Below are 25,338 nucleotides of genomic sequence, written 5' to 3'. Positions count from 1 at the left end.
GACAGGGGCGCACGGTGTGTGCCCCTTTTTGATCAGGCGAAGATAGTCATCATGTAGGCGGCGAACAGCGCCAGGTGGGCGGTGCCGTTCAGCACGTTGGTGCGGCCGGTCGAGAACGACAGCTGGCACAGCAGCAACACCGTCAGCATCACCACGATATGCGGCGTTTGCAGCCCGAAGATCAGCGTCTGCCCGGTTAGGGTGGCGATGATGGTGACCGCCGGTACCGTCAGGGAGATGGTCGCCAACACCGAACCGAAGAACAGGTTCATGGCGCGTTGCACCTGATTGTTCAACACGGCGCGCAGCGCGCCCAGCCCTTCAGGCGACAGGATCAGCAGCGCCACCAGGAAACCGGTAAACTGCGCCGGCGCATTCATCTTGGTCAGCAGGCCTTCCAGCGGATTGGCGTTGAACTTGGTGACGGCGATAACCGCGATCAGGTGCACGACGAGCCAAGCGGCATGCCAGGCGCTGCTGTGCGAAGAGGGCTTGCCGTGATGCGGGTCGCCATCGTCGTCTTCATGCTCATACACGAACAGGCTCTGGTGGGTTTTGGTCTGGATCACCAGGAACACGCCATACATGGCGGCGGAGATCAGCGCCACCAACAGCGCCTGCCCGGTGCTGAAGTTACCGCCCGGCAGCGCGCTCGGGAACACCAGCACGATCACCGCCAGCGGGAAAATTGCCATTAGATACTGTTTAATGCCGCCCAGGTTGACGTACTGGGTGGCGAACTTGCGCCCGCCGAGCAGCAGCGCGAAACCGACCAGGCCGGCGGAAACGATCATGATGATGGAATACAGCGTGTCGCGCATCAGCGCCGGCGCGGCGTCGCCGGTGGCCATCAGCGCCGAGATCAGGCTGACCTCGAGGATCACCACCGACAGGCTGAGGATCAGCGAGCCGTAGGGTTCCCCCAAACGGTGGGCGAGCACGTCGGCATGGCGCACCACGCTGAAGGCGCTGCTGAGGATCCCCACCAGCGCGAGAATATTGATGCCGACGATCAGCGGAAAGTAAGTGGTGCTGCTCCACAGATTCAACACCACCAGCGCGGCGATGGGGAAGATCAGCGAGTATTCGGTGTGGCGAGATTTGGTGGATCGGCCAGGATCGTGTTGCGACTTCATGAGGGTGGCACTCCTTCTCAAACAGCGTAGCCCGTCAGCGCCGGTTGCCGTGATGCGGCAACTCTGCGTTTCCAGTAGGTATTTTATATTAGGATACACCCACGGCGCCGGTGTGATGTTGTTTTTATCTGAGAAAGCAATTGCTTGCTTTATGTGATCAGGGTAACAAAAAAACCGCACGGGGTGCGGTTTTATTTACTTACTTTTACGCAATAACGCCAATTTTTAACGTTAGATATGAGAAAAGTCGTGTTTACTTATTTAGCATGCGGTTAATAAAGGAAAATACAGCCGTTAGTCGTCAATATTATCCATGATTTCATGCCGTTTATTGTGGTAACCCTCTTCATTTAGCCCCTCACGCCAGTAAGGTACGGCATAAAGACGATTACGATCGCATTGACGTTCACGGCGCAGGTAACGGCGCAGTTCTACCACCAGGCGATCTTCACCGGCGAGCCAGAAGTGCGTTTCGCCCTGCGGCAGGGATTGTGCGCGGAAACGGGCGATCAGGTCGTCGGTGTTCTCCGTGCCGCCAACGATCCAATTCACCTCAACGCCGGCCGGTTTTCTCAGATCAATCACGTCGGCGGTGCTGTCGACGCGGACGAAAGCGCGCCCGGCGCTGTGCGGCGGCAGATTCTCCAGCAGCGCGGCCAGCGCAGGCAGTGAGGAGGGATCGCCCGCCAGGCAGTAGAAATCGGCCGCCGGCAACATCGGTTTGGGGCCACCCGGGTTGCTGATGCCGATTTTATCGCCGGCCTTCGCCTGGCGCGCAAAGTCGACCGCCGGGCCCTGGTGATCGTGGATCGCGAACTCGATGTCCACCTCCGCCTGTTCCGGGCGCACGGCGCGAATGGAATAGGTACGCACGATCGGGCGCACGGCGTCCGCCGCCCAGCGGGGGCCGTTTTCGGTCAGCGTCGGCAGATCCGGCTGGGTTTGGCCGGCGAGCGGCAAAAAGACCTTGATGTGCGCAGCGGCGGCGTTGGCCGGGTAGTAGCGCAGATCGGGTGCGGTAAAGGTGATGCGGCGCAGGTGCGGCGTAATGTCCTGTACGGCGCTGACGGCGATCAGGTAGGGGGCGCGTGAGCGAGGGGCTTCGGTAGTCACGGGGATCTCCTTATAGTTCGTTTGGCGGTGAGTATATCATGCCGTTTGATAATGAGAATTGTTTGCTCATTGAGGCGCAACGGCGTGTGAGCTAGGCTTAAGGTTCACGGAATACGCACGGGAGGACGTGATGCCATACCAAGACACGAACGACTTGCCGGACAATGTGAAGCATGTGCTGCCGGCCCATGCTCAGGCGATCTATAAAGAAGCGTTCAACAGCGCCTGGCAACAATACCGGGATCCTGAAGACCGACGCGGTGACGACAGCCGGGAGGAGACGGCGCACAAGGTGGCCTGGGCGGCGGTCAAGCAAAGCTATCGCAAGGGCGACGATGAGCGTTGGCACAAAAAGTAACGCTTTATGGCCTGATAAAATCGCGCAGACGTTATGCTAACCCGGCAATTAATATTATTGCTGCTCAGTACAAATACTTTTCCACGTTAACACCGCTTTGCAACTTGATTGCGCGGCGGGAAAAGAATATGTTCATTATTAATCGGCGCGGTTATTGAATTAATAAAATTCCGCACCTAAAAATAAAATTGCAAAGGTTCAGTAGTGGCGAGGGAGGACGAGAAATCGTATTCCCGGGAGGTTGTAACAGTGTTAACGCGAGATTTTCTGCAAAAAGCGGATTGCAAAACCGCATTCGGCGCTATTGAGGAGTCGCTGTTGCTGACGCCTGAACAGCGCGCAGCCTCGTTGGATTGCACGTTATCGCGCCGGCCGGATCACAGCCCGGTTTGGGTATTCGGTTACGGTTCGCTGATGTGGAACCCGGTTTTTGAATCGGAAGAAGTGCGGCCTGCCATGCTGCAGGGCTGGCACCGGGCGTTCTGCATGCGCTTGACCGCCGGGCGCGGCACGCTGCATCAGCCGGGGCGCATGCTGGCGCTGAAAGAGGGCGGCCAGACCACCGGATTGGCCTTCCGTCTGCCGGAAAGCAAGCTGCGCGAAGAGCTGGAGCTGCTGTGGAAGCGCGAAATGATCACCGATTGCTACGTGCCGACCTGGTGTGAGCTGCAGCTTGAGGGCGGTGAGGTTGTCACTGCGCTGGTGTTCGTGATGAACGCGCAGCACCCGCTGTTTGAAGCAGACACCAGCCACCAGGTGATCGCGCCATTGATCGCCAGCGCCAGCGGCCCGCTGGGCACCAACGCGCAATACCTGTTTGCGCTGGATAACGAGCTGAAGCACCACGGCATGCAGGATGATTGCATCGGCGATCTGGTGCGCTATGTACAGCAATGGTTGCAGCAGAACCGGCCCGGCGCTTTCGGGGCGGAGGCCACGGCCTGAGGCGTTGGCAGGGTGGCAAACAGTGAAGGGCTCAGCACGCTGAGCCCTTTTTCATATATCTAATACCTCTATTTAATAACTTTATTCTGCATGATTATCTAAGGCGCTTTCTTTGTGTGGTTATTTATCTCGTTATTTTTAAAGCCATTCATCATTTTCCCCCGTCGTCATCCCCCAAGAGTAACGATAAATAATTCACTTAGTATTAAATTGCATAACTAAAGGCTATTTCTTATTTGTTCAGCCCCGCAGGACTCCGTATCAATATGGCAAACGCTACCGCAAGAAACAGGGAGACGGGGATGAACTTTCAACAATTAAAAATTATTCGCGAATCGGCGCGCTGCAACTACAACCTGACCGAGGTCGCCAATACCTTATTTACTTCGCAGTCCGGCGTCAGCCGGCATATTCGCGAGCTGGAAGAAGAGCTGGGCATTGAAATATTCATTCGTCGCGGCAAGCGGCTGCTGGGCATGACCGAACCCGGCAAAGAGCTGCTGGTGGTAGCGGAACGCATTCTCAACGACGCCAATAACATCCGTCGCCTGGCGGACGTCTTCAGTAGCAACGATTCGGGGCAGCTGCATATCGCGACGACGCATACCCAGGCGCGCTACAGCCTGCCGGGGGTCATCAAAGAGTTTCGCGCGCTTTACCCGCGGGTGCGGGTGGTGCTCAATCAGGGCAGCCCGGAGGAGATCGTCTCTATGCTGGCCGCCGGCGAAGCCGATATCGGCATCGCCAGCGAACGGCTGATGAGCGACGAATCGCTGGCGGCGTTCCCTTACTATCGCTGGCATCACACCATTCTGGTGCCGGAAGGGCACGAGTTGACGCGTCAGCCGCAGGTGACGCTGGAGATGCTCAGTACCTTGCCGCTGATCACTTACCGTCAGGGGATTACCGGGCGCGCGAAGCTGGATGCGGCGTTCAAAGCGGCGGGTCTGACGCCGGACATCGCGCTCAGTGCGCAGGATTCCGACGTGATTAAAACTTACGTCGAGCTGGGGTTGGGCGTGGGTGTGCTGGCGGACATGTCGTATGAAAAAGAGCGCGATCGCGGGTTGGTGAGCCTCAACGCCGAGCACCTGTTTGAACCCAATACGGTATGGCTGGGCCTGAAACGCAGCCAGCTGCAGCGCAACTATGCCTGGCGTTTTATCCAGCTGTGCAACCCGACGCTGTCGCTGACCGAAATCAAGGACAAGGTCTTCTCGTCGCAGCTGGATGCGGTGATTGACTACCAGATTTAGTCGGACAGCTGGGCCCCGCCGGATTGCCACGGGGAAGGGGGATTAGTCGTCGGTACGTTCGATCAGGTGACGTTTACTTTTTCTGAACGGGCCGATGGCTTCCCATTCCGGGAGTTCTTCAGGCGGACGCGGGTTGGCCATCTCCCAGCGATGGTGTTGGCGCAAAATCTCGATGGCGATGCGTTTTTGCTCTTGAATGGAGAGCGTAGGGTCGGTCAGATCCTTATTTTCCATTTTGGCTTCCTTTCTGCTCGTTATTTATACGCACCTTATCACATTTGGCCCCGTACTTTTCCAGCGATTGTATGTACTTTTTCAGTGCGTTGAAGCTGGTTTTACATGTCATGGTACCGGGTATTACTTCAAAGGCGGCCTGACGAGTATACAGCGCCAACACGCGGTGATTGATTGCGTGGCTGATAAGTATGTCCGGCGGAGGCACCGGCGTCAGCCTCTGCTCTTGCAGGTTCAGGCCATACAGATACAGCACCTGCAAGCAGTTGCGCAGCATATTGCCTTTCAGGGGATGTTGCGCTTCACGCAGGGAGAAATTCTCCAACGCGACAAGTTCGATAACGTTCTCTGCCTGGAGATAACGGCACAGGCAAAAGCCGGCGCGGCTCAGCGGGCTGGCCATTTGCCGATAGACGAAAGCGAAACTCATCGGCGTTTGGGCATGATATTTAAAAAGAGAGCGCCAATTTAACGTATGCCCGTTTTTTCTGTCTTTTTGCCAGCGCCGGTCTTGTACCGTCAGACGAGTCATAAACAGATCCGACTCAAGCAGGACGCTGTTCATGTCTGCCAGTGTTTGCTCTATCGCTCTCTCATGCCGGTGTGAGACGCCATTTTCTGGTGGATGGTTTTCCATTTTCCCGTCCCTTGGGTGACCGAGCTCACGTTAATCACCCAATGAAACAGACTCAAACCCCGCGTTTCACCGCTGCGAACTGCGCCGCAAAGACAGTTATCCATTGCGGCCAGGTGCCGTGAGAGTGCGATCTGGCGTGCAATACTCTCTCTAATAATCAAAACCCCATCTATATACATAAAAAGAATATCTATAGTGATTTAAGTACCTTCAGCTGCCGATCGTGCTCGCATACACTCGCGAAATTATTATAAATTCCATCTGCTTGGAGAGTTTCAGATGAAAGCGCTCGTTCCTTCTTTGCTGTTTTTGGCCGTGGCGGCCAGCGTTAACGCGCAGGCGGCGACGCCGGCCAACACGCTGGTGATCGCGCAGTCTATCGATGACGTGGTCAGCTTTGACCCGGCCCAGGGATTTGAGTTGACCACGGTGCAGTCGTTCAACAGCCTGTATCAGCGTCTGATCCAGTCTGATCCGCACAACCCTATCGATCTGAAACCGACATTGGCCAGCAGCTGGCAGGCCGGCGCCGACAATCGCAGCCTGACTTTCAGCCTGCGCCCGGACGCCAGGTTCGCCAGTGGCAATCCGCTGCGGCCGGAAGACGTGATCTTTTCGCTTTCGCGGGTGGTGAAACTGAATCTGGAGCCGTCGTTTATCCTGACGCAGCTGGGCTGGAACGCGAAGAACGTGGAGCAACACCTGAGCAAAGTGGATGACCACCAGGTAAAAATCAGCTGGAGTGAAAACGTCAGCCCGGCCTTCGTGCTCAGCCTGCTGTCGGCGCCGGTATCGTCGATCGTCGACGCCAAAGAGGCGCTGGCGCACCAGCAGGGCGACGATCTGGGGCACCAATGGTTGAACAGCCACTCCGCCGGCAGCGGCCCTTATAAAATCCGCACCTATGTGCCGCACGAAGTGGTGGTGCTGGACGCCAACCCAGGCTCGCCGGAAGGGGCGCCGACGCTGAAAACCATCCTGATCAAAAACGTGCCCGATCCGGCCGCGCGCCGCTTGCTGATCGAGCAGGGCGATGCCGATATCGCGCGCAACCTGGGGGCAGACCAGATGGCGGCCTTAAAGGGCAAGCCGGGCGTCAAACCCCTGGCGATTCCTTACGCTTCGCTTTATTTCCTGCAGTTCAACGCCAAGGCGTCACCGGCGCTCGGCAATCCGGCGTTCTGGGAGGCGGCGCGCTGGCTGTTCGATTACAAAGGCATCGCCGACGATCTGCTGAAAGGGCAGTTCCAGAGCCATCAGGCATTCCTGCCGGACGGTTATCTGGGGGCGCTCAAGGATCAGCCGTACAGCTTCAATCCGCAAAAAGCCAAAGAGATACTGGCCAAAGCGGGGCTCAGCAACGTCAGTTTCCGTCTGGACGTCAACAACCAGCCGCCGTACCTGGATATCGCCCAGGCGCTGCAGGCCAGCTTTGCCCAGGGCGGCGTGAAGGTGGAACTGGTGCCGGGCATCAGTTCGCAGGTCTCTACCAAGGTGAAAGCGCTTAACTACGATGCGACGCTGACCTCCTGGGGGCCGGATTATTTCGACCCTAACACCAATGCCGCAGCCTTCGCCTACAACCCGGAAGACGGCAGCAAGACGCTGGCCTGGCGCGCCAACTGGCAGATCCCGGCGCTGAGCAAGCTGACGCTGGCCGCCACCGCGGAAAACGACACCGCCAAACGGGTGGCCGACTACCAGCAACTGCAAAAACAGGTGCAGCAAAGCTCGCCGTTCGTCATCGGCCTGCAGGCGCGCAGCCTGATCGCGGTGCGTGACAACCTCAAGGGTTATGTGCAGGGCATCAACCCTGACATGGTGTTCTACAGCAAGGTCAGCAAGTAATGGCCGCTGAACTGTCCGCCAGCGCCGGGGCGGCCCGGCGGTATTGGCGCTGGGGCGGGCGGCTGCTCGGCGGCGCGCTGTCGCTGGCGCTGACGTTGCTTGGCCTGCTGCTGTTCACCTTCATGCTGTCGCACCTGGCGCCGATCGATCCGGCGCTGCAGGTGGCGGGCGATCACGCCAGTGAAGCCACCTATGCGCAGGTGCGGCACGAGCTGGGATTGGATCAGCCGTTACCGATGCAGTTTTGGCGTTATCTGGTGCACCTGGCGCACGGCGATTTGGGCATTTCGCGCATCACCGCCCAGCCGGTGTTGAGCGATCTGCTGCGTACCTTCCCGGCGACGGTGGAGCTGGCCACCTGCGCCATTATCCTCGGCGCCCTCGGCGGCATTACGCTGGCGTTTCTGGCGGTGCTCAGGCCGGGCAGCTGGCTGGATAACGCGGCGCGTCTGCTGTCGCTGATCGGTTATTCGGTGCCGATTTTCTGGCTGAGCCTGCTCGGGCTGCTGCTGTTCTATGCCACGCTGCACTGGTCGGCGGGGCCGGGGCGGCTCGACGACATCTACTTGTACAGCATGGAGCCGCGCAGCGGTTTCGTGTTGATCGACAGCTGGCTGTCCGGCGATCGCGAAATGTTCTACAACGCGATCGGCCACCTGTGGCTGCCGGTCGTGGCGTTGGCGCTGCTGTCGATGGCGGGCATTACCCGATTGCTGCGCGCGGCGATGCTGGAAGAGTGCAACAAGGAATACGTGACGCTGGCGCGTTCCAAGGGGGCCGGGCGCCTGCGCATTCTGCTGCGCCATGTGTTTCCCAACGTACTGGGCACGCTGATCACCGTACTGTCTCTCTCCTATGCCAGCCTGCTGGAAGGGGCGGTATTGACCGAAACGGTGTTCGCCTGGCCCGGCGTCGGGCGTTATCTGACCTCGGCGCTGTTTGCTGCTGACACGCCGGCGATCCTCGGCGCCACGTTGCTGATCGGCACCTGTTTCGTGCTGTTGAATGCGCTGGCCGACGCCTTGACCTATTTAGTGGATCCGCGAACCCGATGAGCCAATATCTCTCTGAACACGAACCGCAAAGCGAGCCGGTCGTCGGTTACCGCCGCGGTCGGCGCCTGACCACGCTGACGCTGGGCGCGGCACTGGTGGCGATTTTGATCGTCACCGCGCTGCTGGCCCCGTGGCTGGCGCCTTTCGATCCCAATCTGCAGCATATCGAGCTGCGGCTATTGCCGCCTTCCGCCGCACATTGGCTGGGCACCGACGGCTTCGGCCGCGATTTGCTCTCCCGCGTGATTTACGGCGCGCGGCCGACGCTGATTCTGGTGTCGCTGATTCTGGTGTTGACCATACCCATCGGCCTGCTGGTCGGCATTGGCGCCGGTTATCTTGGCGGCTGGGTAGAGCGCATTTTGATGCGCCTGACCGACATTTTCTTGTCGCTGCCGAGCCTGGTGATCGCGCTGGCGTTTGTGGCGGTCATGGGGCCGGGGCTGATGAACGGCGCGCTGGCGCTGGCATTGACCAGCTGGCCGGCCTTTGCCCGCCAGGCGCGGGCCGAAACCCTGGCGCTGCGCCGCAGCGACTATCTGGCGGCGGCGCGCATGCAGGGCATCAACGGGCTGCGGCTGATGGTCGGCCATATTTTACCGCTGTGCCTGCCGAGTGCGGTGGTGCGCGCGGCGCTGAGTCTGGGGGGCATCATCCTGTCCGCTGCCGGTCTGGGGTTCCTCGGCATGGGCGTCGCGCCGCCGACCGCCGAATGGGGCTCGATGGTGGCCGAAGGCAGTAAAGTGATTTTCGACCAATGGTGGGTCGCCGCCGCGCCGGGCGGGGCGATCCTGTTCGCCAGCCTGGCGTTTAACCTGCTGGGCGATGGCCTGCGCGACAAAATGGATCCTCGTCATGGGCACTGATAACACCTTATTGAACGTCGAACGCCTGGCGATCGGCGTGCCGGGGCTACAGCCGGTGGCGCTGGTGAAGAATATTTCGTTCAGCATGGGGCGGGAGCGGCTGGCGCTGGTCGGTGAGTCCGGCTCCGGCAAGTCGTTGACCGCGCGTGCGCTGATGGGGCTATTGCCGCCGCCGTTACAGCTGCAGGCGCAGCGCCTGACGTTGGGCGGTGAAGACTTAACGTGCCTGAGCGAGCACCAGTGGAGCCGGCTGCGCGGCGACCGGGTGGCGATGGTGATGCAAGATCCCAAGCATGCGTTGAATCCCAATCAGCCGATCGGCCGTCAGGTGGAGGAGCCGCTGGTGCTGCATGCAAAGCTGAGTCGCGCCGAGCGGCGTGAAAAAGTGCTGGAGATGCTGGCGGCGGTGGGCTTGCCCGATCCGGCGGCGCTGTGCCGCCGCTATCCGCATCAGCTCTCCGGCGGCATGGGGCAGCGGGTGATGCTGGCCATTGCGCTGATCAACGATCCGCAGCTGTTGATTGCCGACGAACCGACTTCGGCGCTGGATCACCAGATGCGCGATCAGGTGCTGCAGCTGATAGACAATCTGGTGGCGCAACGCAATATGGGGCTGATCCTGATCAGCCACGATTTGCAGCAGGTGGCGCACCACTGCGAGCGGGTACTGGTGATGTACAAAGGTGAGCTGTTGGATCAGCTGCCGGCGGCAGAGCTGGCGCAGGCCACGCCCCCTTATACCCGCACGCTGTGGGCGTGTCGGCCGAGCCGCGAGACGCGCGGCAAACCGCTGCCGGTGCTGGATCGCGCGCTGTTGGAGACGTTGAAATGAGCGTGATTGCACTGGAGAACCTGAGCGTCAGTCACCGCCAGGGCTACGAACTGCGCACCGTGGTGCATGAGGTTAACCTGCGCATCGAATCGGGCGAGTGTTTCGGGCTGGTTGGGCCTTCCGGCTGCGGCAAGTCCTCTTTGCTGTGGGTGCTGGCCGGGCTGAACGGCAGCTGGCAGGGCAACTTTGAGTTGCTGGGGCGGCGGCTGCAGCCGGGGCAGGCGTTTACCGGCGAACTGCGGCGCGAGGTGCAAATGGTGTTTCAAGATCCCTATGCTTCGCTACACCCCAAACACCGGCTTTTGCGTACGCTGTCGGAGCCGCTCAAGCTGCTGAAGGAAAGCGACATCGAACGTAAAATCAGCGCGGGCTTTCGCCAGGTGGGGTTGGATCCGCGCCTGCTGGATCGCTACCCGCATCAGCTGTCGGGCGGCCAGCGGCAGCGCGTGGCGATCGTGCGCGCATTGTTGCTGCGGCCGAAGCTGCTGTTGCTGGACGAACCGACTTCGGCGTTGGACATGTCGGTGCAGGCGGAGATCCTCAACCTGCTCAACGAGCTGAAACAGGCGGGCGATCTGACTATGGTGCTGGTCAGCCACGATGCGGACGTGATTGACCACATGTGCGATCGTTCGGTGGCGATGGCGCACGGCCGCATCATCGTTTGAACCTATGCCCGCCAACGCGGCGGGCATATCCATCTTGGTAATAAATAAAGCAATTTATCGTCGTTCTTCCGTTAATTCTTACCCCCTACACTCGACAAACAGCGCAACCGCGTGATTGTGGAGAGTGTATCGATGAAACGGTTAATCCCAACTTTATTGTATGGCGCGCTGGCGGCCGATTTCGGTGCGCAGGCCGCCACCCCGCAGGATACCTTGGTGGTGGTCAGTTCGCTGGAGGGCATTATCAGCCTCGATCCGGCGGAGAGTTTTGAAACCGTCAGCTCGGCCAATCTGGTCAACCTTTATCAGCGCCTGGTGGCGCCGGATCGCGCCGCGCCGCAAAAGCTGGCGCCGGACGCCGCAGGCAGTTGGCAAGCGGGCACCGATGGCCGCAGCCTGACCTTTACCCTGAAACCGCAGCAACGCTTCGCTTCCGGCAATCCGCTGCGGCCTGAAGACGTCATTTTCTCGCTGGTCCGCGCGGTGAAGCTGAACAAGGCGCCGTCGTTTATTCTCGGCGAGTTTGGCTGGACGCCGGATAACGTTGAGCAGCAGCTGAAAAAGGTGGGAGATAACCAGGTGCAGCTTCGTTGGCCCGCCAACATCGGCAGCGAGCTGGCGTTGCGGCTGCTGACGGCGAACGTGGCCTCGATCGTAGATGAGAAGCTGCTGAACGAGCACGCGCAGCAGGGTGACTACGGCAATGCCTGGTTGCGCAGCCATTCCGCCGGCGGCGGTCCATATCGGGTAAACAACTATGTGCCGCACGAGGCGCTGCTGTTCGGCCGCAACGACTATGCGCCGTCGCCGGCCAGACTGAAAACGGTGTTGTTCAAGAACGTCAGCGACGCCGGCACCCGCCGTTTGTTGCTGCTGAAAGGGGATGCCGACGTGGCCTACGATCTGGGGGCCGATCAGTTTGACTCGCTGCGCAATGTGCCAGGCGTACGCATCGAGCAGGCCGATGCGCCCCGGGTCTATTACCTCGGTTTCAACACCGGTAGCAAAGACAACCCGGCGCTGGGCTATCCGGCACTGTGGCAGGCGGCGCGCTGGCTGGTGGATTATCAGAGCATCGCCGAGCAGCTGTTGAAAGGGCAATATCGGGTGCATCAGGCCTTCTTGCCGCAGGGATTGGACGGGGCGCTCGACGATCGGCCGTTTAGGCTCGACGTGGACAAAGCCAGACAGATCCTGCGCGAGGCCGGCATCGCCGAAGGGACGCGCATCAGTCTGATCGTCATCAACCAGCCGCCGTATACCGACATCGCGCAGGCGTTGCAGGCCAGCTTTGCGCAGGCCGGGCTGCGGCTGGATATCCAGCCGGTGGTGGAGAGCGATCTGTGGGGCAAGATGCGCGGCCGCGATTTTCAGGCAATCTTCACCTACTGGGGCGCCGACTATCTGGATCCAAACACCAACGCCAGCGCCTTTGCCTACAACGTGCCCGGTGGGCCGAAAACCCTGGCCTGGCGCACCCAGTGGGGCATTCCCGCCATCAGCGCGGAAACGCGTGCCGCGGCCGCGGAGGGCAACAGCGCCGCGCGCAGCGCACGTTACGTCACGTTGCAACGTGAACTGCAGGTCAGTTCACCTTATGTGGTGGCTCTGCAGGGGCAAACTCTGGTGGCATTGCGGGACAACGTTGAAGATGCCCGGGTGGATATCGCCAACAGCATGCTGTATCTGGACCGGGTGAGTAAGTAGCGACCGCGCCGCGCGCCTGGCCGGGCTTCTGGCGCGCCAAAGGCCGACAGCGTGTGAAATCGCCTGCTGTTGCAACCGCGAAGCGCGAGAGGTTGTATCAAGGTGAAATAAAATGAAATTTCATAACGAGCTCATGTGGCGGTGATAGATTGGCGCAGAAAGGCGGCGTTATTTACGCCTTTCAGCGCGGTCGTTCGCAATGATGCGGACACATCACGTCAGGAGAGATTATGGACAATAACGGAAACGCTTCAGTGGAGCGCGCAGCAACCTTGCTCGCCACCGGCGAGGTTGTGACGCCGGAACAGTTTTATCAGGACAGCGACGGAAGCAACTGGGGGCCGGCGATCAACAAAGCGGCGGCGGCGGCGCTGCAAGCCGGCGGTACGTTATCCCTGGGCAAACGGGTGTATACGGTCGCCGGGCACGTACTCATTCAGACGACAACGGACATCTACGGCGGCATCGGTTTGCGGGTGGTCGGATTGGGGCGGGCGACCAAAATCGTCAAGACCGCAGACAGCAGCTATACCAATGAACAAGGCGAAACCAAGAAAGCGGTGATCGTGGTGAAAGGCTTCGCCAATCTGACGCTGCACGGCTTGACGTTGCGGGATGATACCGGCGCAGACGATACCCACGGCGTATGGTTCAGCGATCTCAATATGACGAAGTTTGATATCCGTGACATCTACACCAAGGTTGGCGGTTATTCGCTGTTTGTGTCGGGCGACATGTTCATTAACTGGCTGGTGAACGTGCAGATGGAAGCTAACGCCAATCGCCCGGGCGATGGGGTGCTGTGGATGAACAAGTCCGGCACCACCAATTTTATCGACGGGCTCTACGCCGCTCGCGCCAAAGGCACCGCGTTCAGAATTTCAGGGTTTTACTCTACGGTCGGCTCGTTGGCCGCGGATGACTGCATCGGCGATATCTACTATTTCAAAGATTTTAACGGCACGATCAATTCATTGGGCTGCGAGAACCGCAATACGCAGCGCGCCGCCAGTGTCAGCGTGCTGTCCACCAACTTTGCCCAGGGCACGATAGGCAATATCAATATCCAGGACGCGCAGAACGTGGAGAGCGGGGGCGTGCTGTGCCGGTTCATCAACGAATCCCGTTGGGATATCGGTCAGTTGAATCTTTACAGCGGTTCGAAAACGCCTTTCCCGGTGGCGATCGCCGCCTGCAACAACAATACCGAGGTAACCTTCAGTAACGTCTATAACGGCGGCGTCCCGGTGGCCGGCAAAAGCACCGTCGACGTCACGTCGTTTTTAAGCGGGGTCGAAGCGATGTACAGTCTGGGTGAGCGGGCTATTGCCCCTTCCTCCACCAGCAATCATTTGCCGCGCAATATCTCGAAACAGCCATCGTGGACTTTGTTAGGCACCCTGACCGCGCCGGATAGGCAACCCACAACGCACATTACGCTTCAGCAGGGCGTCAACACCAAGGTGCTGGCGTGCGATTTATATATCACGTTCGACCTGTCTTCGCAGGCGACCGCCTTTGTCGTCAATAGAGGCAGCTATAGCGCGAAAAGCGCCTTTATGTTGCGGCGCACCGGGCCGTTGAGCTGCGAAATATATTATCGCGTCGAGAAGGATTTCGGCTTTGGCAGTTATCAGGTGCAGACTACGCGCGGCAGTTACTGGCGGCCGGACGGCGTTTCGTTGAGCGCGCCCCCCTCCGATGCGTTGGAAATCCGTAGCGACGAGATGTTATCCACGACGAGGCTCACGGCGGTCCAGCCACTGGCCAATCCGACAACGGCCAGCACGGCAGAAGTGGCCGGATTACTCAATCGGCTGATCGAGGCGCTGAAGACCTAACCGAACAACGTCAGCGCGCTTTGGTCGGCGCCCATCAAGAGCTGCAGCCAGCCGGCCGCCGCCAGGGCGATACCGAAAGGTTGCGGCGTTCGCCAGCCGCGGCGCGGGTGCCGGCCGCGCGCCGCCGCCAGGCCTAACCCGAACGCCGCCGCCAGGCAGACCAACAGCGGCAACGTCGTCCAACCGAGCCAGGCGCCCAGCGCCGCCAACAGTTTGAAATCGCCCTGGCCGATGCCGTTACGCCGCCGCACCTGCCGATAAAGCGCGTTGAGCAGCCACAGCGCCCCGTAGCCGGCTGCCGCACCGATAACCGCATCATCCAGCGGTGCCCAGCGGGCGTCAAGGTTGCACAGCAGCCCGCCCCACAGCAGCGGCTGGGTTAGCCGGTCCGGCAGCCATCGGTGGCGCCCGTCGAGCCAGGCCAGGGCGATCAGCAGCGCCGCAGCCGGTGGCAACCACAGCCGGTGCGCTGCCGAAAGGTCGAAAGGCAGCGTCGCCAACGCCAATCCCAGGGCCGTCAACAGCAGGCTGCGGCGGCGCAATCTCGGTAGGTTGGCGCGTACGGCTACCGTTCGCTCCAGCCGGGTGATAAGTGAGAAGGCGAGCAGGCCGGCCGACAGCAGCGCGGTGAAAAACAGCACGTGCCACAGTGAGGAAAGAAACATCAGGGTTCCGTCAGTCGTGAAAAAGATGTTTAAAATAACGGCAAAATGCGTATTTCACCGGGGTGAAATGCGGCGGCCTGCGGGATATGCGCGGTTGCGCGCAGCACGGCCTTACGTATTGCATGGCAAAACAAGCCGCTACGTGTCGGCTCGCAGCGTTACTGCACGTTTTATCGGCAAAATCGGCGCTAAAAGAGTGTGAATTCACCTGCGCTCGGAGGGGGGCAAGTCAATGGTGTGATGTGACGGCGTCACTCTGGCCGATTGGGGTTTATCCTATTGTTTCTGTTCGCCAAGCCGTTAGGCTTTAAGGGAGAGGCGTCCCCGCCAGACCGGGACGTAAGGTTTTTCAGATCTGTCGCGGGAAAGGCGATAGCCAAGCAGTGGGTTGGCGCGATCCAGGAGGGAGAGAAGCCAGCGGTGTCATGACAGACGTGATTCAGACAGGATTTATCAAGACCCAAAAACGATTTTGGCACCGTCGCCAGGCGGCCTGGCTGGCTGGGCCGCTGATGTGGCTGGCCGGCATGGTGCCCGTGTGCGCCGAATCCCCACCGGCGCCGGACGCCGTTATTTCTTCCGAACAGCAAGCCGCGGATCCGGCCGAGAACTTGCCGGATCTGGGCGGTGCGCCCGACGACGCCGCGCGTGAAAAACAGTGGGCCGAGATGGCCAAACAGCTCGGCGAGAAAGATCTGAACAACGTTTCACGTCAGCAGATGCGCAGCCGCGCCGAGGATTATTTGCTGGGCCAGGCGGCCGACACGCTGCAGCAACAGGCGCAGGAACTGTTGTCGCCACTGGGCACCGCGCGGCTATCGTTGAAAATGACCGGGGAGGGGGACTTTACCGGCAGCAACGGGCAGTTATTCAGCCCGCTGTACGACGTCGACGGATTGCTGACCTACAGCCAGATCGGCTGGCTGCAGCAAAGCGCTGGGGCGCTGGGCAATTTTGCGCTGGGGCAGCGCTGGATCGTCGGCGACTGGCTGCTGGGCTACAATACGGCGCTAGACAGCGATTTCGCCCGGCAGCGCAATCGTGGCAGCGTCGGTGCGGAAGCCTGGGGAGACTACCTGCGTTTCTCCACCAACTATTACTACCCGCTGTCGGCGCTGTCGCAGCAGCCCGGCGATGGGGTGTTTTTCAGCCGCCCGGCACGCGGTTACGACATCACGACGCAAGGCTACCTGCCGTTTTACCGCCAGATCGGCGGTTCGCTCAGCTATGAGCAGTACCTGGGCGACAATGTCGATCTGTTCGGCAGCGGCAAAAAGCAAAGCGATCCGCGCGCCATGCAGCTGGGGCTCAATTACACCCCGGTACCGCTGGTGACGATGAAGGCGTTGCACAAGATTGGCGCGGGCGGGCAGAGCCAGGAGCAGGTTGAATTGGCGTTGAGCTATCGGCTCGGGGTGCCGCTGGTGAAGCAGATTTCGCCGGAGTATGTGGCGCAGGCCAAGTCGCTGCGCGGCAGCCGTTACGATCCTATCGAACACAAGAACGTGCCGGTGCTGGAGTTCCGCCAGCGCAAGACGCTGCAGGTGTTCCTGGCCACGCCGCCGTGGAGCCTGCAGGCGGGAGAAACCGTGCCGCTGGTGCTGGAAATCAAGGCGTTGAACGGGATTTCTCATGTCAGTTGGCAGGGGGATACGCAGGCACTGAGCCTGACGCCGCCGCACAACGCCAACGATCCGCAGGGCTGGACGGCGATCGTGCCGCCGTGGGACGACGCGCCGGACGCCGTCAACAGCTACCGGCTGGCGGTCACGCTGGAGGACGATAAACAGCAGCGCGTGACCTCGAACTGGATAGCGCTGAAAGTGGCGCCGCCGCTGACCGCGACCTCTGGGGAAGACGCGGGCCTGCCGCCGATCAAAACCCTGACGCCGCCGCCCATTCCGGCGCAAACCGGGCCGCTGTACGGCGGCGATTAACCGTTTTTACCCTGCAGCACCCACACAGCCGCCTCGACGCGGGATTTTAGCTTCATCTTCTTCAGCAGGTGTTTGACGTGTACCTTGACGGTGCTTTCGGTGATGGTCAGGCGGCGGGCGATCAGCTTGTTCGGCAGCCCCTGAGCGATCAGCTTCAGGATATCTCGCTCGCGCGGCGTCAATTGCTGAATATCGCGATCGGCGCTGGGGCGGTTTTCCCGCAGGCTGGCGGCGAGGATCGGCGTCAGCGTCTCGCTGAGCACCATCTGCCCGGCCGCGGCCTGATGCAACGCCTTCAGCAGATCCTCCGGCTCCATGTCTTTCAACAAGTAACCGTCGGCGCCGCGCTTGAGCGCGCTGACGACGTCGTCTTCATGGTTGGACACGCTGAACACCACGACGCGCCCTGACAGGTCGGTTTGGCGCAGGCGATCCAGCGTTTCCAGCCCGTTGATGCCGGGCATGTTCAGATCGAGCAGGATCAGATCCGGATCGTGCTGTTCCGCCAGCGCGACCCCTTGCTCACCGTTGCTGGCTTCGGCGATGACCTGCAGGCGAGCGTCCATGCCAATCAGCTGTTTTACGCCGTTGCGCAGCATCGGGTGGTCGTCGATCAGTAAGATTGTGGCGGCGGTTTCTGTCGTCATGGTGTCTCCGTTAGTCGATGGCGTGGTTATCCGGCGTGAAGCTGACTCGCACCTCGGTGCCGCCGCCGCTGCGCGGTAAAATGTCGCAGCGGCCGTGCAGGCTCTTGGCGCGATCGCGCATGATGATCAAGCCGTAATGGTCGGGGCGAGACGTCTCGGCCGGCAGGCCGCGTCCGTTGTCGCATACGCTCAGGGTCACTTCGCCCCGTTTATTGATGACCTGAATGCTCACCTGGCTGGCGGCGGCATGCTTAAGGATATTGCTGAGCGCCTCGCGGGCGATCTGCAGCAGGTGAATGGCCTGGTAGGCGGGCACCGTGCGCGGCCCCAGTTGGTAATCGAGATGGATGGTCAGGCCCAGTTTGGGATTGAACTCCGCGACCGTCGATTGCAACGCCGCCAGCAGGCCCGGCTCGGTCAGCTGCAGGCGGAAGGTGGTCAGCAGCTCGCGCAGCTGGCGATAGGCGCCGTTTAGCTCTTCGCGCATCTGCTGCACCAGCGCCTGACTGGCGGACGAGAGCGTTTCGCCCTGCATCTGCAGGCAGGCGATCTGCATTTTCAGGCAGGAGAGCGATTGGGCGATAGAGTCGTGCAGCTCGCGGGCGATCGCCGCCCGTTCTTCCATCAGCATCAGCTGCTGCTGGTGGTCGACCTGACGCTCGATGGCCAGCACGCTGGTCAACTGCTCCACCAGGGTGTTGATCAACTGGCGGTGCTCATCGTTCAGCGGCTGTTGCGGCGCATGCTGCGCCACGATCACGCCGTAGTCGCCGAGCTTGTCGCTCAGGCTCCAGCTCAGCGACGGGTTGTCGGGATGCTGGCGGTCGCTGTCGTTCAGGCAGGCGCTGCACACCGGATTATGGCAATGCTCCGGCCGCAGCGGCTGGTTGCCGCTCAGCTGCAGCAGCGGCTCCCGGCTGTCGTTTTCATACAGCCGTACCTGAATGGCGCGCAGCGGCGTCAGGGTTTGCAGTTGATTGAGCAGCGGCGTCAGGCGGCTGCACAGCGGTTCGCTGGCGTGCAGCAGGCGGCTGGCGCGATAGAGGAAGCTCAGCACCTGATTTTTCTGCTGCAGGTCGGCGGTCTTTTCGGCCACGCGCTGCTCCAGCCCGCTGTAGGTGGCCGACAGCTCGTCGGACATGGTGTTCAACGCGCCGCCGAGCGACGCCATTTCATCCTGGTGGCCGCGCTGCGCGAAGCGGCGGCTAAAGTCGCCGCGGCCCACCGCCAACGCCATCTCCACCAGCTGTCGCCACGGATGCAGCAACCGGCGGCGCAGGTAGCAGGTGGTGCCGATCAGCAGCAGCAGGGTCAGTGCGATGAAGCCGGCCTGCACCAGCGTCACCATCAGCAGGCGGCGCTCGGTTTGCCTGTCGATATCCGAGACCAGCTTATCCAGCAGCTGCACGAAGTGCGCCACCTGCGGCGCGGCATCGGCCGGGCGCTGCGCGCTGCGCAGGCGAGGTTGCAGGGTCTGCTGCCAATAGTCGCGCAGGGCGTCGAAAGGTTGCGTCAGCCCTTCCTGTTCCACCGAACGCTGCAGGTCGGGGCTGTTTTCGTCGCGCTCCAGTTCGCGGATCAACGTTTCATGCCGCTCATCGAGCGGCACCTGCGCCAGCAGCCGGTAGCTTTGCATACGCAGCGATCCGGCCTTGTTGATGGCGTGCGCATTGCCCTGAATGCTCTGCGACATCCAGGCGGAAATCCCCATGCCGGCCACGCCCAGAATGCCCGACAGCAACATCAGCAGGGCGACCTGATTCACGATCGAAAGCGGGGCCAACAGGCGTTTCATAAGCGCGGATTCCTGGCGTTTGGCGCCGCTGAGGCTCAGGGGCGAAGGCGGCGACGGGGGTAAACAAGTAACGATTCAGCCGTATTTTTGATTATCCCTGAGCATAACCCCATACCTCGAATGAAGTACCCATTAGTTTCCGGCGGGGGGGCAGGACGATGAAAGCGATGCAGGTTTTATTTTCAATGCATTGATTTTAATTGATTTAATTTTTAATTGTGGCGTACCCCTAAGGGGATGAGGGCGCTATTTGCGGCGCCAACTACTTGCATTCGGGTTGATATACATCAACTTTGCCGCCGGGGCTGCCCCCTAGGGTGTGCGGAATGATCCCCCGTGTCTGAGGTTTTTATGTCGCAACTTGCAACGCCTTCATCAAAGAAAACCGGTGCGCTGATTCAGGACTGGCGTCCTGAAGACAGCGCCTTTTGGCAGCAGCGTGGCCATCGTATCGCCACCCGCAACCTGTGGATTTCCATTCCCTGTCTGCTGCTGGCCTTCTGCGTCTGGATGCTGTTCAGCGCCGTCGCGGTCAACCTGAACAAGGTGGGCTTCAATTTCACCACCGACCAGCTGTTCCTCCTGACGGCGCTGCCGTCGGTTTCGGGCGCCATTTTACGCGTGCCGTATTCATTCGTGATCCCGCTGTTTGGCGGCCGCCGCTGGACCGCCATCAGCACCTGTTTCCTGCTGGTGCCGTGCCTGTGGTTGGGATTCGCGGTACAGGACAGCAGCACGCCGTACAGCGTGTTCGTCATCATTTCCCTGCTGTGCGGCTTCGCCGGCGCCAACTTTGCCTCCAGCATGGCCAACATCAGCTTCTTCTTCCCGAAAGCGCGTCAGGGCGGTGCGTTGGGGCTTAACGGCGGGTTGGGAAATCTGGGCGTCAGCGTTATGCAGTTGGTCGCGCCGCTGGCGATCTCTTTCAGCCTGTTCGGCCTGTTTGGCGGCACGGCGCAAAATCAGGCCGAGGGAGGCCAGCTGTGGCTGGAAAACGCCGCCTGGATCTGGGTGCCGTTCCTGCTGGTGGCCACGCTGGCGGCCTGGTTCGGCATGAACGATCTGGCGGCGGCCAAGGCATCGTTACGTCAGCAACTGCCGGTGCTCAAGCGCGGGCATTTGTGGATGCTGAGTTTGCTGTACCTCGCGACCTTCGGATCTTTCATTGGTTTCTCCGCCGGCTTCGCCATGCTGTCGAAGACGCAGTTCCCGGACGTGGTGATCCTGCATTACGCGTTCTTCGGGCCGTTCCTTGGGGCGCTGGCGCGACCGGTTGGCGGTGCGCTGTCTGACCGCTTCGGCGGCGTGCGGGTGACGTTGATCAACTTTGTGGTTATGGCCGTTTTCGCCGCGCTGTTGTTCCTGACCTTGCCGAGTGCGGGGGAGGGCGGTTCGTTCATCGCCTTCTACGGCATCTTTATGGTGCTGTTCCTCACCGCGGGGCTGGGCAGCGGCTCGACTTTCCAAATGATTGCCGTCATTTTCCGTAAAATCACTGTCGATCGCGTCAAAGCGGCCGGCGGCAGCGATGAAAGCGCGCAGCGTGAAGCGGTGACGGATTCTGCCGCCGCATTGGGCTTTATCTCGGCGATTGGCGCGGCCGGCGGTTTCTTCATTCCCCAGGCGTTCGGCACTTCGCTGGCGATGACCGGTTCGCCGGCGGGGGCGATGAAAGTGTTCCTGGTGTTTTATATCCTGTGCGTGGTGATCACCTGGGCGGTGTATGGCCGCAAGAAAAAGGCCTGAGTATCAAAAGGCTTTCTCTATCCCTTCCCGACAGGGGAGGGATATTTCGTTCATTCCGAGTCATCTCTTCTCTCCTCCTCAGTGAAATTTTCTGTCTTTAGGTAAAATTCTCATCCCCGATTACCGTTTTTTTCTTTTTTTATAGCACTATCTCTCAATGTCAGAATGCTTTCGCGTAAACGGATTATATTATTTGCACGGTTTTTTCTTTTTATTGAGAGTATTCCTGCATTAAATCATTAATGCCTTTCCCGCAGGTTAAATGAAATTTCCGGGAGGGTGAGGCATAATTAGTGCGATTGTTATAAGATCATCTATAGGGTTTTGTCTTAGATGCTGCGCCCATCCACTGGAATGAACCCTGGGGTTAAATCAGACAACTCTCATTCTGTTTTTTCCGGCTTTTTGTAGTCTATCTGGCAATCAGATTAGGTGGAAAAACAGGATGAATTCACGTGGCGGAATGAAATTTCACAATTTTATTCGATTAACAATCAAACAACACTGCTGGCTTTTTCTTTTAAAATCAATGAGGTGCTAGTTTGAATTTTACGGTAATCATGAAAGAAATCCATGTTGCCAACAGGGAAAAAGAGTCGTTTGGATAAACATAACATCCTTAATCAGGCCTAATGTAAAAAATGAAATCAGAAAATTTTTATAAAAGCCAATATCCAATGGATGCAACCTGTTGAGTTTACATTTAATTTCTTGAACATTTTTTGATATTTCTATACAAAGTGTGCAGGACAGGCACGCTAAGGAAATTAAAAGTGAATCTTGATAAAAGAATAAAGATTAGGAATCTCGATGTTCTGACTCCTGCCGGGGAGAAATTCCGTCTGCGTTGGAAGGAGTATCAAATTCTTTCGCTGCTTGTCGCCAGATCACCAGAACTGGTTACCCGAACGGAAATTATAGAAAATATCTGGAAAGGAACGTATTGTTCAGATTCAACGATAAATCAAACAATTAAATCTATTCGTCAGAAAATTAGCGACGCGGAACATACGCTTATCAGAACCATTCCTCGTTTGGGTTACAAGGTGGAAAATCAAGCCGTTTTTCACTTTATATCCGAAGATGAGGGCTACGCTGACGACGATATATTAAATGACGGCAATGATATTGGCGCTGATATTCAAGCGGAACTTTCCGAAAATGAAAGTGAATCGCCTGAAATCAACGAAGAGAAAATAGATAAGCCGCGTAAATCGCCCCTTGTTGCTGCGCCTGTCGCAACGATGGAATCAGCCAAAGCACCGGTGCAGGAAAAGAAGCCGGCGGCAGTGCGTCGCTTTTTCAGCATGCCTGCCAGCCGCGTAGTGAAATACCTGACGGTATTCGCTTCGTTGCTGGTTATTTCACATTTTTCATATGTGCTCGGTAACCAAACTCGCCCGCCGGTGATCAATGATATTCAGAACAACACGCGCGTTGTGTTGACGCTGACGCTGAATAATCCCCATACCAACAGCCCGCAAACCCTGTTCTGCCTGTACCAGGGCGAGAGCATGGATCAGGCGACCATCGAATGCGTCGACCCTAAGCAAGGGCAGCTTAAATTGCCGGTAAAATATGAGACTTCTTCTACGCCGGGTAAAGGTCGGATTAATCTCATATTGCCGAATAAAACCTTGCAATATCAAGTTGCTTACGATGTTAAAAATTAACGCTGAATGAGGTTTTATCTTTAGCGATAATTTTACATTTGATGAAATCTTTTATTTCATTATTTGTTATTTGAAAGCCAGGTTCGATTTGTCCAGTCTGGAACTCATTACCTAACGCATATTAGCGCCCTGTTTCCATTGCGGTGACAGGAATAATGAGAAACCTGCTGAGTGACAAATTATGGATAAGCGTAAAGTAGCTATTATCGGGGGTTCCGGTTTTATCGGAACACGCCTGGCGAAACGTCTCAGTGAGCGCGACGACCTGACGTTGGTCATCGTTGACAAGCAACCCAGCGCACATTTTCCGGCGCTCTATCAGTATGGCGATGTGACGCAGCCCCAGACCTTGCAAGAACCGCTGGCGGGCTGTGATGCCATCATTAATCTGGCGGCGGAACATCAGGACAATGTCGATCCTATTTCGCTCTATTATCAGGTCAATGTCGAAGGCGCACGCCATGTCTGCATGACCGCCTCCGCATTGAATATTCGCCAAATCATTTTCACCTCCTCGGTTGCCGTTTACGGGTTCGTTGAACAGGAAACCGATGAAGGGGGGCGTTTCGAGCCCTTCAACCATTACGGCAAATCCAAGCTCGAAGCGGAATATGTTTATGAAGCCTGGCGCAAGGCGGATAGCGCAAACAAATTGACCATCATCCGCCCGACGGTGGTTTTCGGGGAAGGCAACCGCGGCAACGTGTATAACCTGTTCCGCCAGATCGCCAGCGGCCGATTCGTGATGATTGGCAGCGGTAATAATATGAAGTCGATGGCCTACGTTGAAAATATTGCCGCGCGGCTGGAACATGCGCTGGATCAACAGTCAACGTATCAGGTCAGCAACTACGTCGATAAACCGGACTTTACGATGAATCAGTTGGTCGACGTTATTTCCTCTTCGCTGGGCAGAGAAAATAAGACGATTCGCATTCCCTATGCCGTAGGCATATGCGGCGCAACCGCCTTGGATGTTGTCAGTAAAATAAGTCGCAAAAAATTCCCAATCAGCCGCGTAAGAGTGCAGAAATTCTGCGCCAGAACGCAATTTAAAAGTAGTGTGCGGAATAATTTCGTGGCGCCGGTAGAACTTGATTCGGCAATCGAAAGAACCATTAAGCATGAGTTTTCTGAGAGATAACTTAACCGCACGCTGGCGTTATTTACCTATTTCCGCCGACAAGCGGATAAATCTGCATTTTTCAGGATTAATTCATGCTGACTTATATCCTGGCAGGATCAATTTTGTTTTTGTTAATAGCGCATTGGGAGCTGTAACTCAAGGGCGGTAGCGTGCTTATTCGCTGGAGGAACGATGTTATATCAACTGAGCGTGATATTTGTGCTGGCGGTCGCCTGGGTGCTTATTGCCCGCCGGGCCGCTTTGGTGGTGGGGTTGGTGGATAAGCCCAATGCGCGCAAGCAACATCTGGGGCATATTCCGCTGGTCGGCGGCATCGCCGTGTACCTGACGCTGACGCTGATGACGCTGTGGCAACCCGCCTGGCTGCCCGACAGCGCCGTCTATCTGTTGTGTGTCACGGCGCTGGTGGTGTTGGGCGTACTGGATGACCGCTTTGATCTGCCCGTGGCGCCGCGCGTCATGGTGCAGGGAGGGATCGCGCTGGCGATGATGCTGGCGGCAGGGATGCAGCTTTCCTCGCTGGGCTATGTCTGGGGCCATCAGGAAGTGATGCTCGGTTATGGCGCGCTGCTGCTTACGCCGCTGGCGGTCTGGGGGGCGATCAACGCCTACAACATGGTCGATGGCATCGATGGGCAGCTGGGCGCCTTGTCCTGCGTCACCTTCGTGGCGTTGGCCATCCTGTTCGGATTGGGCGGCCGGGAAGACCTGGCGCTGTGGTGTCTGGGTCTGATCGTCGCGCTGGCGGCTTATCTGCTGTTTAACCTGAGCCTGTTCGGTGCGCGCAACAAGATCTTTATGGGAGACGCCGGCAGCATGGTGATCGGCTTCAGCGTGCTGTGGCTGGTGTTGCTGGCGACGCAGGGGCCGCAGTCGGTGATGCGCCCGGTCACCGCGCTGTGGTTGATCGCCATTCCCCTGATGGACATGGTGACCGTGATGGTGCGCCGCCTGTTGCGCCGCCAAAGCCCCTTCAAAGCGGGCCGCGATCACTTACACCATATTTTGATGCGCCGCGGGCTCAATGCACGCCAGGCGCTGGCAATGAGCACCATGCTGGCGGTGACGCTGGCCTGCGTCGGCATTTGCAGCGAAGTGTTGAAGCTGCAGGAAAGCCTGATGCTGGTGGCGTTTCTGCTCTGTTTCTGCGGTTATTTCGCCATGCTGCGTGAACCGCGCCAGGCAACGGTACTCCGCGACAACCCCAGCGTTGGCCGATAATCCTCTCACGG

At 58.7% G+C, this 25,338-nt stretch carries 22 protein-coding genes; 15 read left to right on the top strand and 7 right to left on the bottom strand.

Features of this window, described 5'->3' with window-relative positions; genetic code table 11:
* Window positions 1-32: 32 nt before the first annotated feature.
* On the bottom strand, window positions 33-1,136 hold the full coding sequence (gene chaA / locus V8N38_RS14765) for a sodium-potassium/proton antiporter ChaA (protein WP_060424093.1): 1,104 nt from the start codon (window positions 1,134-1,136) through the stop codon (window positions 33-35).
* Window positions 1,137-1,430: 294 nt separating this feature from the next.
* Window positions 1,431-2,249, bottom strand: coding sequence for a siderophore-interacting protein (locus tag V8N38_RS14760; RefSeq protein ID WP_087763067.1), 819 nt, complete (start codon window positions 2,247-2,249; stop codon window positions 1,431-1,433).
* Between the two features lie 130 nt (window positions 2,250-2,379).
* Here V8N38_RS14760 and chaB point away from each other — a divergent pair, with 130 nt between their 5' ends.
* From chaB to cbl, 3 genes are all read left to right on the top strand, one after another.
* Window positions 2,380-2,607 carry a putative cation transport regulator ChaB gene (gene chaB, locus V8N38_RS14755; protein WP_049202016.1) on the top strand — a complete coding sequence of 76 codons (228 nt, stop codon included), beginning with the start codon at window positions 2,380-2,382 and terminating at the stop codon, window positions 2,605-2,607.
* A 249-nt stretch (window positions 2,608-2,856) separates the two neighbouring features.
* The gene (locus V8N38_RS14750; RefSeq protein ID WP_049202018.1) at window positions 2,857-3,552 is read left to right on the top strand and encodes a gamma-glutamylcyclotransferase; all 696 of its coding nucleotides are present in this window, start codon (window positions 2,857-2,859) and stop codon (window positions 3,550-3,552) included.
* 302 nt (window positions 3,553-3,854) lie between these two features.
* Complete coding sequence (gene cbl, locus V8N38_RS14745) at window positions 3,855-4,808, top strand: HTH-type transcriptional regulator Cbl (protein WP_033634950.1); 954 nt, start codon at window positions 3,855-3,857, stop codon at window positions 4,806-4,808.
* 42 nt (window positions 4,809-4,850) lie between these two features.
* Here cbl and V8N38_RS14740 read toward each other — a convergent pair whose 3' ends face one another.
* Both V8N38_RS14740 and V8N38_RS14735 read right to left on the bottom strand, forming a co-directional pair.
* The gene (locus tag V8N38_RS14740) at window positions 4,851-5,042 is read right to left on the bottom strand and encodes a hypothetical protein (protein WP_033634949.1); all 192 of its coding nucleotides are present in this window, start codon (window positions 5,040-5,042) and stop codon (window positions 4,851-4,853) included.
* Entirely contained in the window at window positions 5,032-5,679 is a 648-nt protein-coding gene (locus V8N38_RS14735) for a hypothetical protein (RefSeq protein ID WP_147839841.1), read from the bottom strand. The genes V8N38_RS14740 and V8N38_RS14735 overlap by 11 nt, the downstream gene beginning before the upstream one ends.
* A 279-nt stretch (window positions 5,680-5,958) precedes the next feature.
* Here V8N38_RS14735 and V8N38_RS14730 point away from each other — a divergent pair, with 279 nt between their 5' ends.
* From V8N38_RS14730 to V8N38_RS14700, 7 genes are all read left to right on the top strand, one after another.
* On the top strand, window positions 5,959-7,527 hold the full coding sequence (locus V8N38_RS14730) for an ABC transporter substrate-binding protein (protein ID WP_049271726.1): 1,569 nt from the start codon (window positions 5,959-5,961) through the stop codon (window positions 7,525-7,527).
* A complete protein-coding gene (locus tag V8N38_RS14725) occupies window positions 7,527-8,582 on the top strand; it encodes an ABC transporter permease (protein ID WP_060439732.1) in 1,056 nt (351 codons plus the stop codon). Before V8N38_RS14730 ends, V8N38_RS14725 begins: the two co-directional genes overlap by 1 nt.
* Window positions 8,579-9,448: an ABC transporter permease gene (locus V8N38_RS14720; RefSeq protein ID WP_070914673.1), complete on the top strand. Its 870-nt coding sequence runs from the start codon at window positions 8,579-8,581 to the stop codon at window positions 9,446-9,448. The genes V8N38_RS14725 and V8N38_RS14720 overlap by 4 nt, the downstream gene beginning before the upstream one ends.
* Window positions 9,438-10,280, top strand: a complete 843-nt coding sequence (locus tag V8N38_RS14715) for an ABC transporter ATP-binding protein (protein ID WP_147839842.1) — start codon at window positions 9,438-9,440, stop codon at window positions 10,278-10,280. The genes V8N38_RS14720 and V8N38_RS14715 overlap by 11 nt, the downstream gene beginning before the upstream one ends.
* Window positions 10,277-10,948 (top strand): ABC transporter ATP-binding protein, encoded by a 672-nt coding sequence (locus V8N38_RS14710; RefSeq protein WP_070914674.1) that lies wholly within the window; start codon window positions 10,277-10,279, stop codon window positions 10,946-10,948. Before V8N38_RS14715 ends, V8N38_RS14710 begins: the two co-directional genes overlap by 4 nt.
* 132 nt (window positions 10,949-11,080) lie before the next feature.
* The gene (locus tag V8N38_RS14705; protein ID WP_147839843.1) at window positions 11,081-12,655 is read left to right on the top strand and encodes an ABC transporter substrate-binding protein; all 1,575 of its coding nucleotides are present in this window, start codon (window positions 11,081-11,083) and stop codon (window positions 12,653-12,655) included.
* Between the two features lie 230 nt (window positions 12,656-12,885).
* Window positions 12,886-14,496 (top strand): hypothetical protein, encoded by a 1,611-nt coding sequence (locus V8N38_RS14700; RefSeq protein WP_141959507.1) that lies wholly within the window; start codon window positions 12,886-12,888, stop codon window positions 14,494-14,496.
* Here the strand turns inward: V8N38_RS14700 and V8N38_RS14695 are convergent.
* Window positions 14,493-15,161 (bottom strand): prepilin peptidase, encoded by a 669-nt coding sequence (locus tag V8N38_RS14695; RefSeq protein WP_060424076.1) that lies wholly within the window; start codon window positions 15,159-15,161, stop codon window positions 14,493-14,495. The two genes, V8N38_RS14700 and V8N38_RS14695, sit on opposite strands and share 4 nt — an antisense overlap.
* A 425-nt stretch (window positions 15,162-15,586) precedes the next feature.
* Here V8N38_RS14695 and V8N38_RS14690 point away from each other — a divergent pair, with 425 nt between their 5' ends.
* The gene (locus tag V8N38_RS14690) at window positions 15,587-17,098 is read left to right on the top strand and encodes a YchO/YchP family invasin (protein ID WP_147839844.1); all 1,512 of its coding nucleotides are present in this window, start codon (window positions 15,587-15,589) and stop codon (window positions 17,096-17,098) included.
* Here V8N38_RS14690 and narL read toward each other — a convergent pair.
* Together narL and narX are read right to left on the bottom strand one after the other, a co-directional pair.
* Entirely contained in the window at window positions 17,095-17,745 is a 651-nt protein-coding gene (gene narL / locus V8N38_RS14685; RefSeq protein WP_004934684.1) for a two-component system response regulator NarL, read from the bottom strand. The genes V8N38_RS14690 and narL overlap by 4 nt on opposite strands.
* Before the next feature lie 10 nt (window positions 17,746-17,755).
* Window positions 17,756-19,540: a nitrate/nitrite two-component system sensor histidine kinase NarX gene (gene narX, locus V8N38_RS14680; protein ID WP_047730492.1), complete on the bottom strand. Its 1,785-nt coding sequence runs from the start codon at window positions 19,538-19,540 to the stop codon at window positions 17,756-17,758.
* A 351-nt stretch (window positions 19,541-19,891) separates the two neighbouring features.
* On the opposite strand from narX, the gene V8N38_RS14675 reads away from it, so the two are divergent.
* The 4 genes from V8N38_RS14675 to wecA all read left to right on the top strand — a co-directional run bounded on the left by V8N38_RS14675 (window position 19,892) and on the right by wecA (window position 25,327).
* Window positions 19,892-21,286, top strand: a complete 1,395-nt coding sequence (locus tag V8N38_RS14675) for a NarK family nitrate/nitrite MFS transporter (RefSeq protein WP_060424071.1) — start codon at window positions 19,892-19,894, stop codon at window positions 21,284-21,286.
* Between the two features lie 773 nt (window positions 21,287-22,059).
* Window positions 22,060-22,959, top strand: coding sequence for a transcriptional regulator (locus tag V8N38_RS14670; protein WP_147839845.1), 900 nt, complete (start codon window positions 22,060-22,062; stop codon window positions 22,957-22,959).
* Window positions 22,960-23,140: 181 nt separating this feature from the next.
* Window positions 23,141-24,103, top strand: a complete 963-nt coding sequence (locus V8N38_RS14665) for an NAD-dependent epimerase/dehydratase family protein (RefSeq protein WP_060424066.1) — start codon at window positions 23,141-23,143, stop codon at window positions 24,101-24,103.
* Between the two features lie 174 nt (window positions 24,104-24,277).
* Window positions 24,278-25,327 carry a UDP-N-acetylglucosamine--undecaprenyl-phosphate N-acetylglucosaminephosphotransferase gene (gene wecA, locus V8N38_RS14660; protein ID WP_060424063.1) on the top strand — a complete coding sequence of 350 codons (1,050 nt, stop codon included), beginning with the start codon at window positions 24,278-24,280 and terminating at the stop codon, window positions 25,325-25,327.
* Window positions 25,328-25,338 lie beyond the last annotated feature (11 nt).

It is taken from the genome of Serratia nevei (assembly GCF_037948395.1).
GTDB lineage: Bacteria > Pseudomonadota > Gammaproteobacteria > Enterobacterales > Enterobacteriaceae > Serratia > Serratia nevei.
The sequence above is the reverse complement of the archived record's forward strand: the minus strand, read 5'-3'. Positions and strand labels throughout refer to the sequence as shown.

Bases quoted from the DNA above. Each gene is read 5' to 3' on its own strand.
- V8N38_RS14725 (WP_060439732.1), top strand. From the start codon at position 7,527: ATGGCCGCTGAACTGTCCGCCAGCGCCGGGGCGGCCCGGCGGTATTGG.
- V8N38_RS14730 (WP_049271726.1), top strand. From the start codon at position 5,959: ATGAAAGCGCTCGTTCCTTCTTTGCTGTTTTTGGCCGTGGCGGCCAGC.
- V8N38_RS14695 (WP_060424076.1), bottom strand. From the start codon at position 15,161: ATGTTTCTTTCCTCACTGTGGCACGTGCTGTTTTTCACCGCGCTGCTG.
- V8N38_RS14690 (WP_147839844.1), top strand. From the start codon at position 15,587: ATGACAGACGTGATTCAGACAGGATTTATCAAGACCCAAAAACGATTT.
- narL (WP_004934684.1), bottom strand. From the start codon at position 17,745: ATGACGACAGAAACCGCCGCCACAATCTTACTGATCGACGACCACCCG.
- V8N38_RS14735 (WP_147839841.1), bottom strand. From the start codon at position 5,679: ATGGAAAACCATCCACCAGAAAATGGCGTCTCACACCGGCATGAGAGA.
- V8N38_RS14665 (WP_060424066.1), top strand. From the start codon at position 23,141: ATGGATAAGCGTAAAGTAGCTATTATCGGGGGTTCCGGTTTTATCGGA.
- V8N38_RS14710 (WP_070914674.1), top strand. From the start codon at position 10,277: ATGAGCGTGATTGCACTGGAGAACCTGAGCGTCAGTCACCGCCAGGGC.
- V8N38_RS14675 (WP_060424071.1), top strand. From the start codon at position 19,892: ATGTCGCAACTTGCAACGCCTTCATCAAAGAAAACCGGTGCGCTGATT.
- V8N38_RS14700 (WP_141959507.1), top strand. From the start codon at position 12,886: ATGGACAATAACGGAAACGCTTCAGTGGAGCGCGCAGCAACCTTGCTC.
- V8N38_RS14715 (WP_147839842.1), top strand. From the start codon at position 9,438: ATGGGCACTGATAACACCTTATTGAACGTCGAACGCCTGGCGATCGGC.
- wecA (WP_060424063.1), top strand. From the start codon at position 24,278: ATGTTATATCAACTGAGCGTGATATTTGTGCTGGCGGTCGCCTGGGTG.
- V8N38_RS14740 (WP_033634949.1), bottom strand. From the start codon at position 5,042: ATGGAAAATAAGGATCTGACCGACCCTACGCTCTCCATTCAAGAGCAA.
- V8N38_RS14705 (WP_147839843.1), top strand. From the start codon at position 11,081: ATGAAACGGTTAATCCCAACTTTATTGTATGGCGCGCTGGCGGCCGAT.
- chaB (WP_049202016.1), top strand. From the start codon at position 2,380: ATGCCATACCAAGACACGAACGACTTGCCGGACAATGTGAAGCATGTG.
- chaA (WP_060424093.1), bottom strand. From the start codon at position 1,136: ATGAAGTCGCAACACGATCCTGGCCGATCCACCAAATCTCGCCACACC.
- V8N38_RS14720 (WP_070914673.1), top strand. From the start codon at position 8,579: ATGAGCCAATATCTCTCTGAACACGAACCGCAAAGCGAGCCGGTCGTC.
- narX (WP_047730492.1), bottom strand. From the start codon at position 19,540: ATGAAACGCCTGTTGGCCCCGCTTTCGATCGTGAATCAGGTCGCCCTG.
- cbl (WP_033634950.1), top strand. From the start codon at position 3,855: ATGAACTTTCAACAATTAAAAATTATTCGCGAATCGGCGCGCTGCAAC.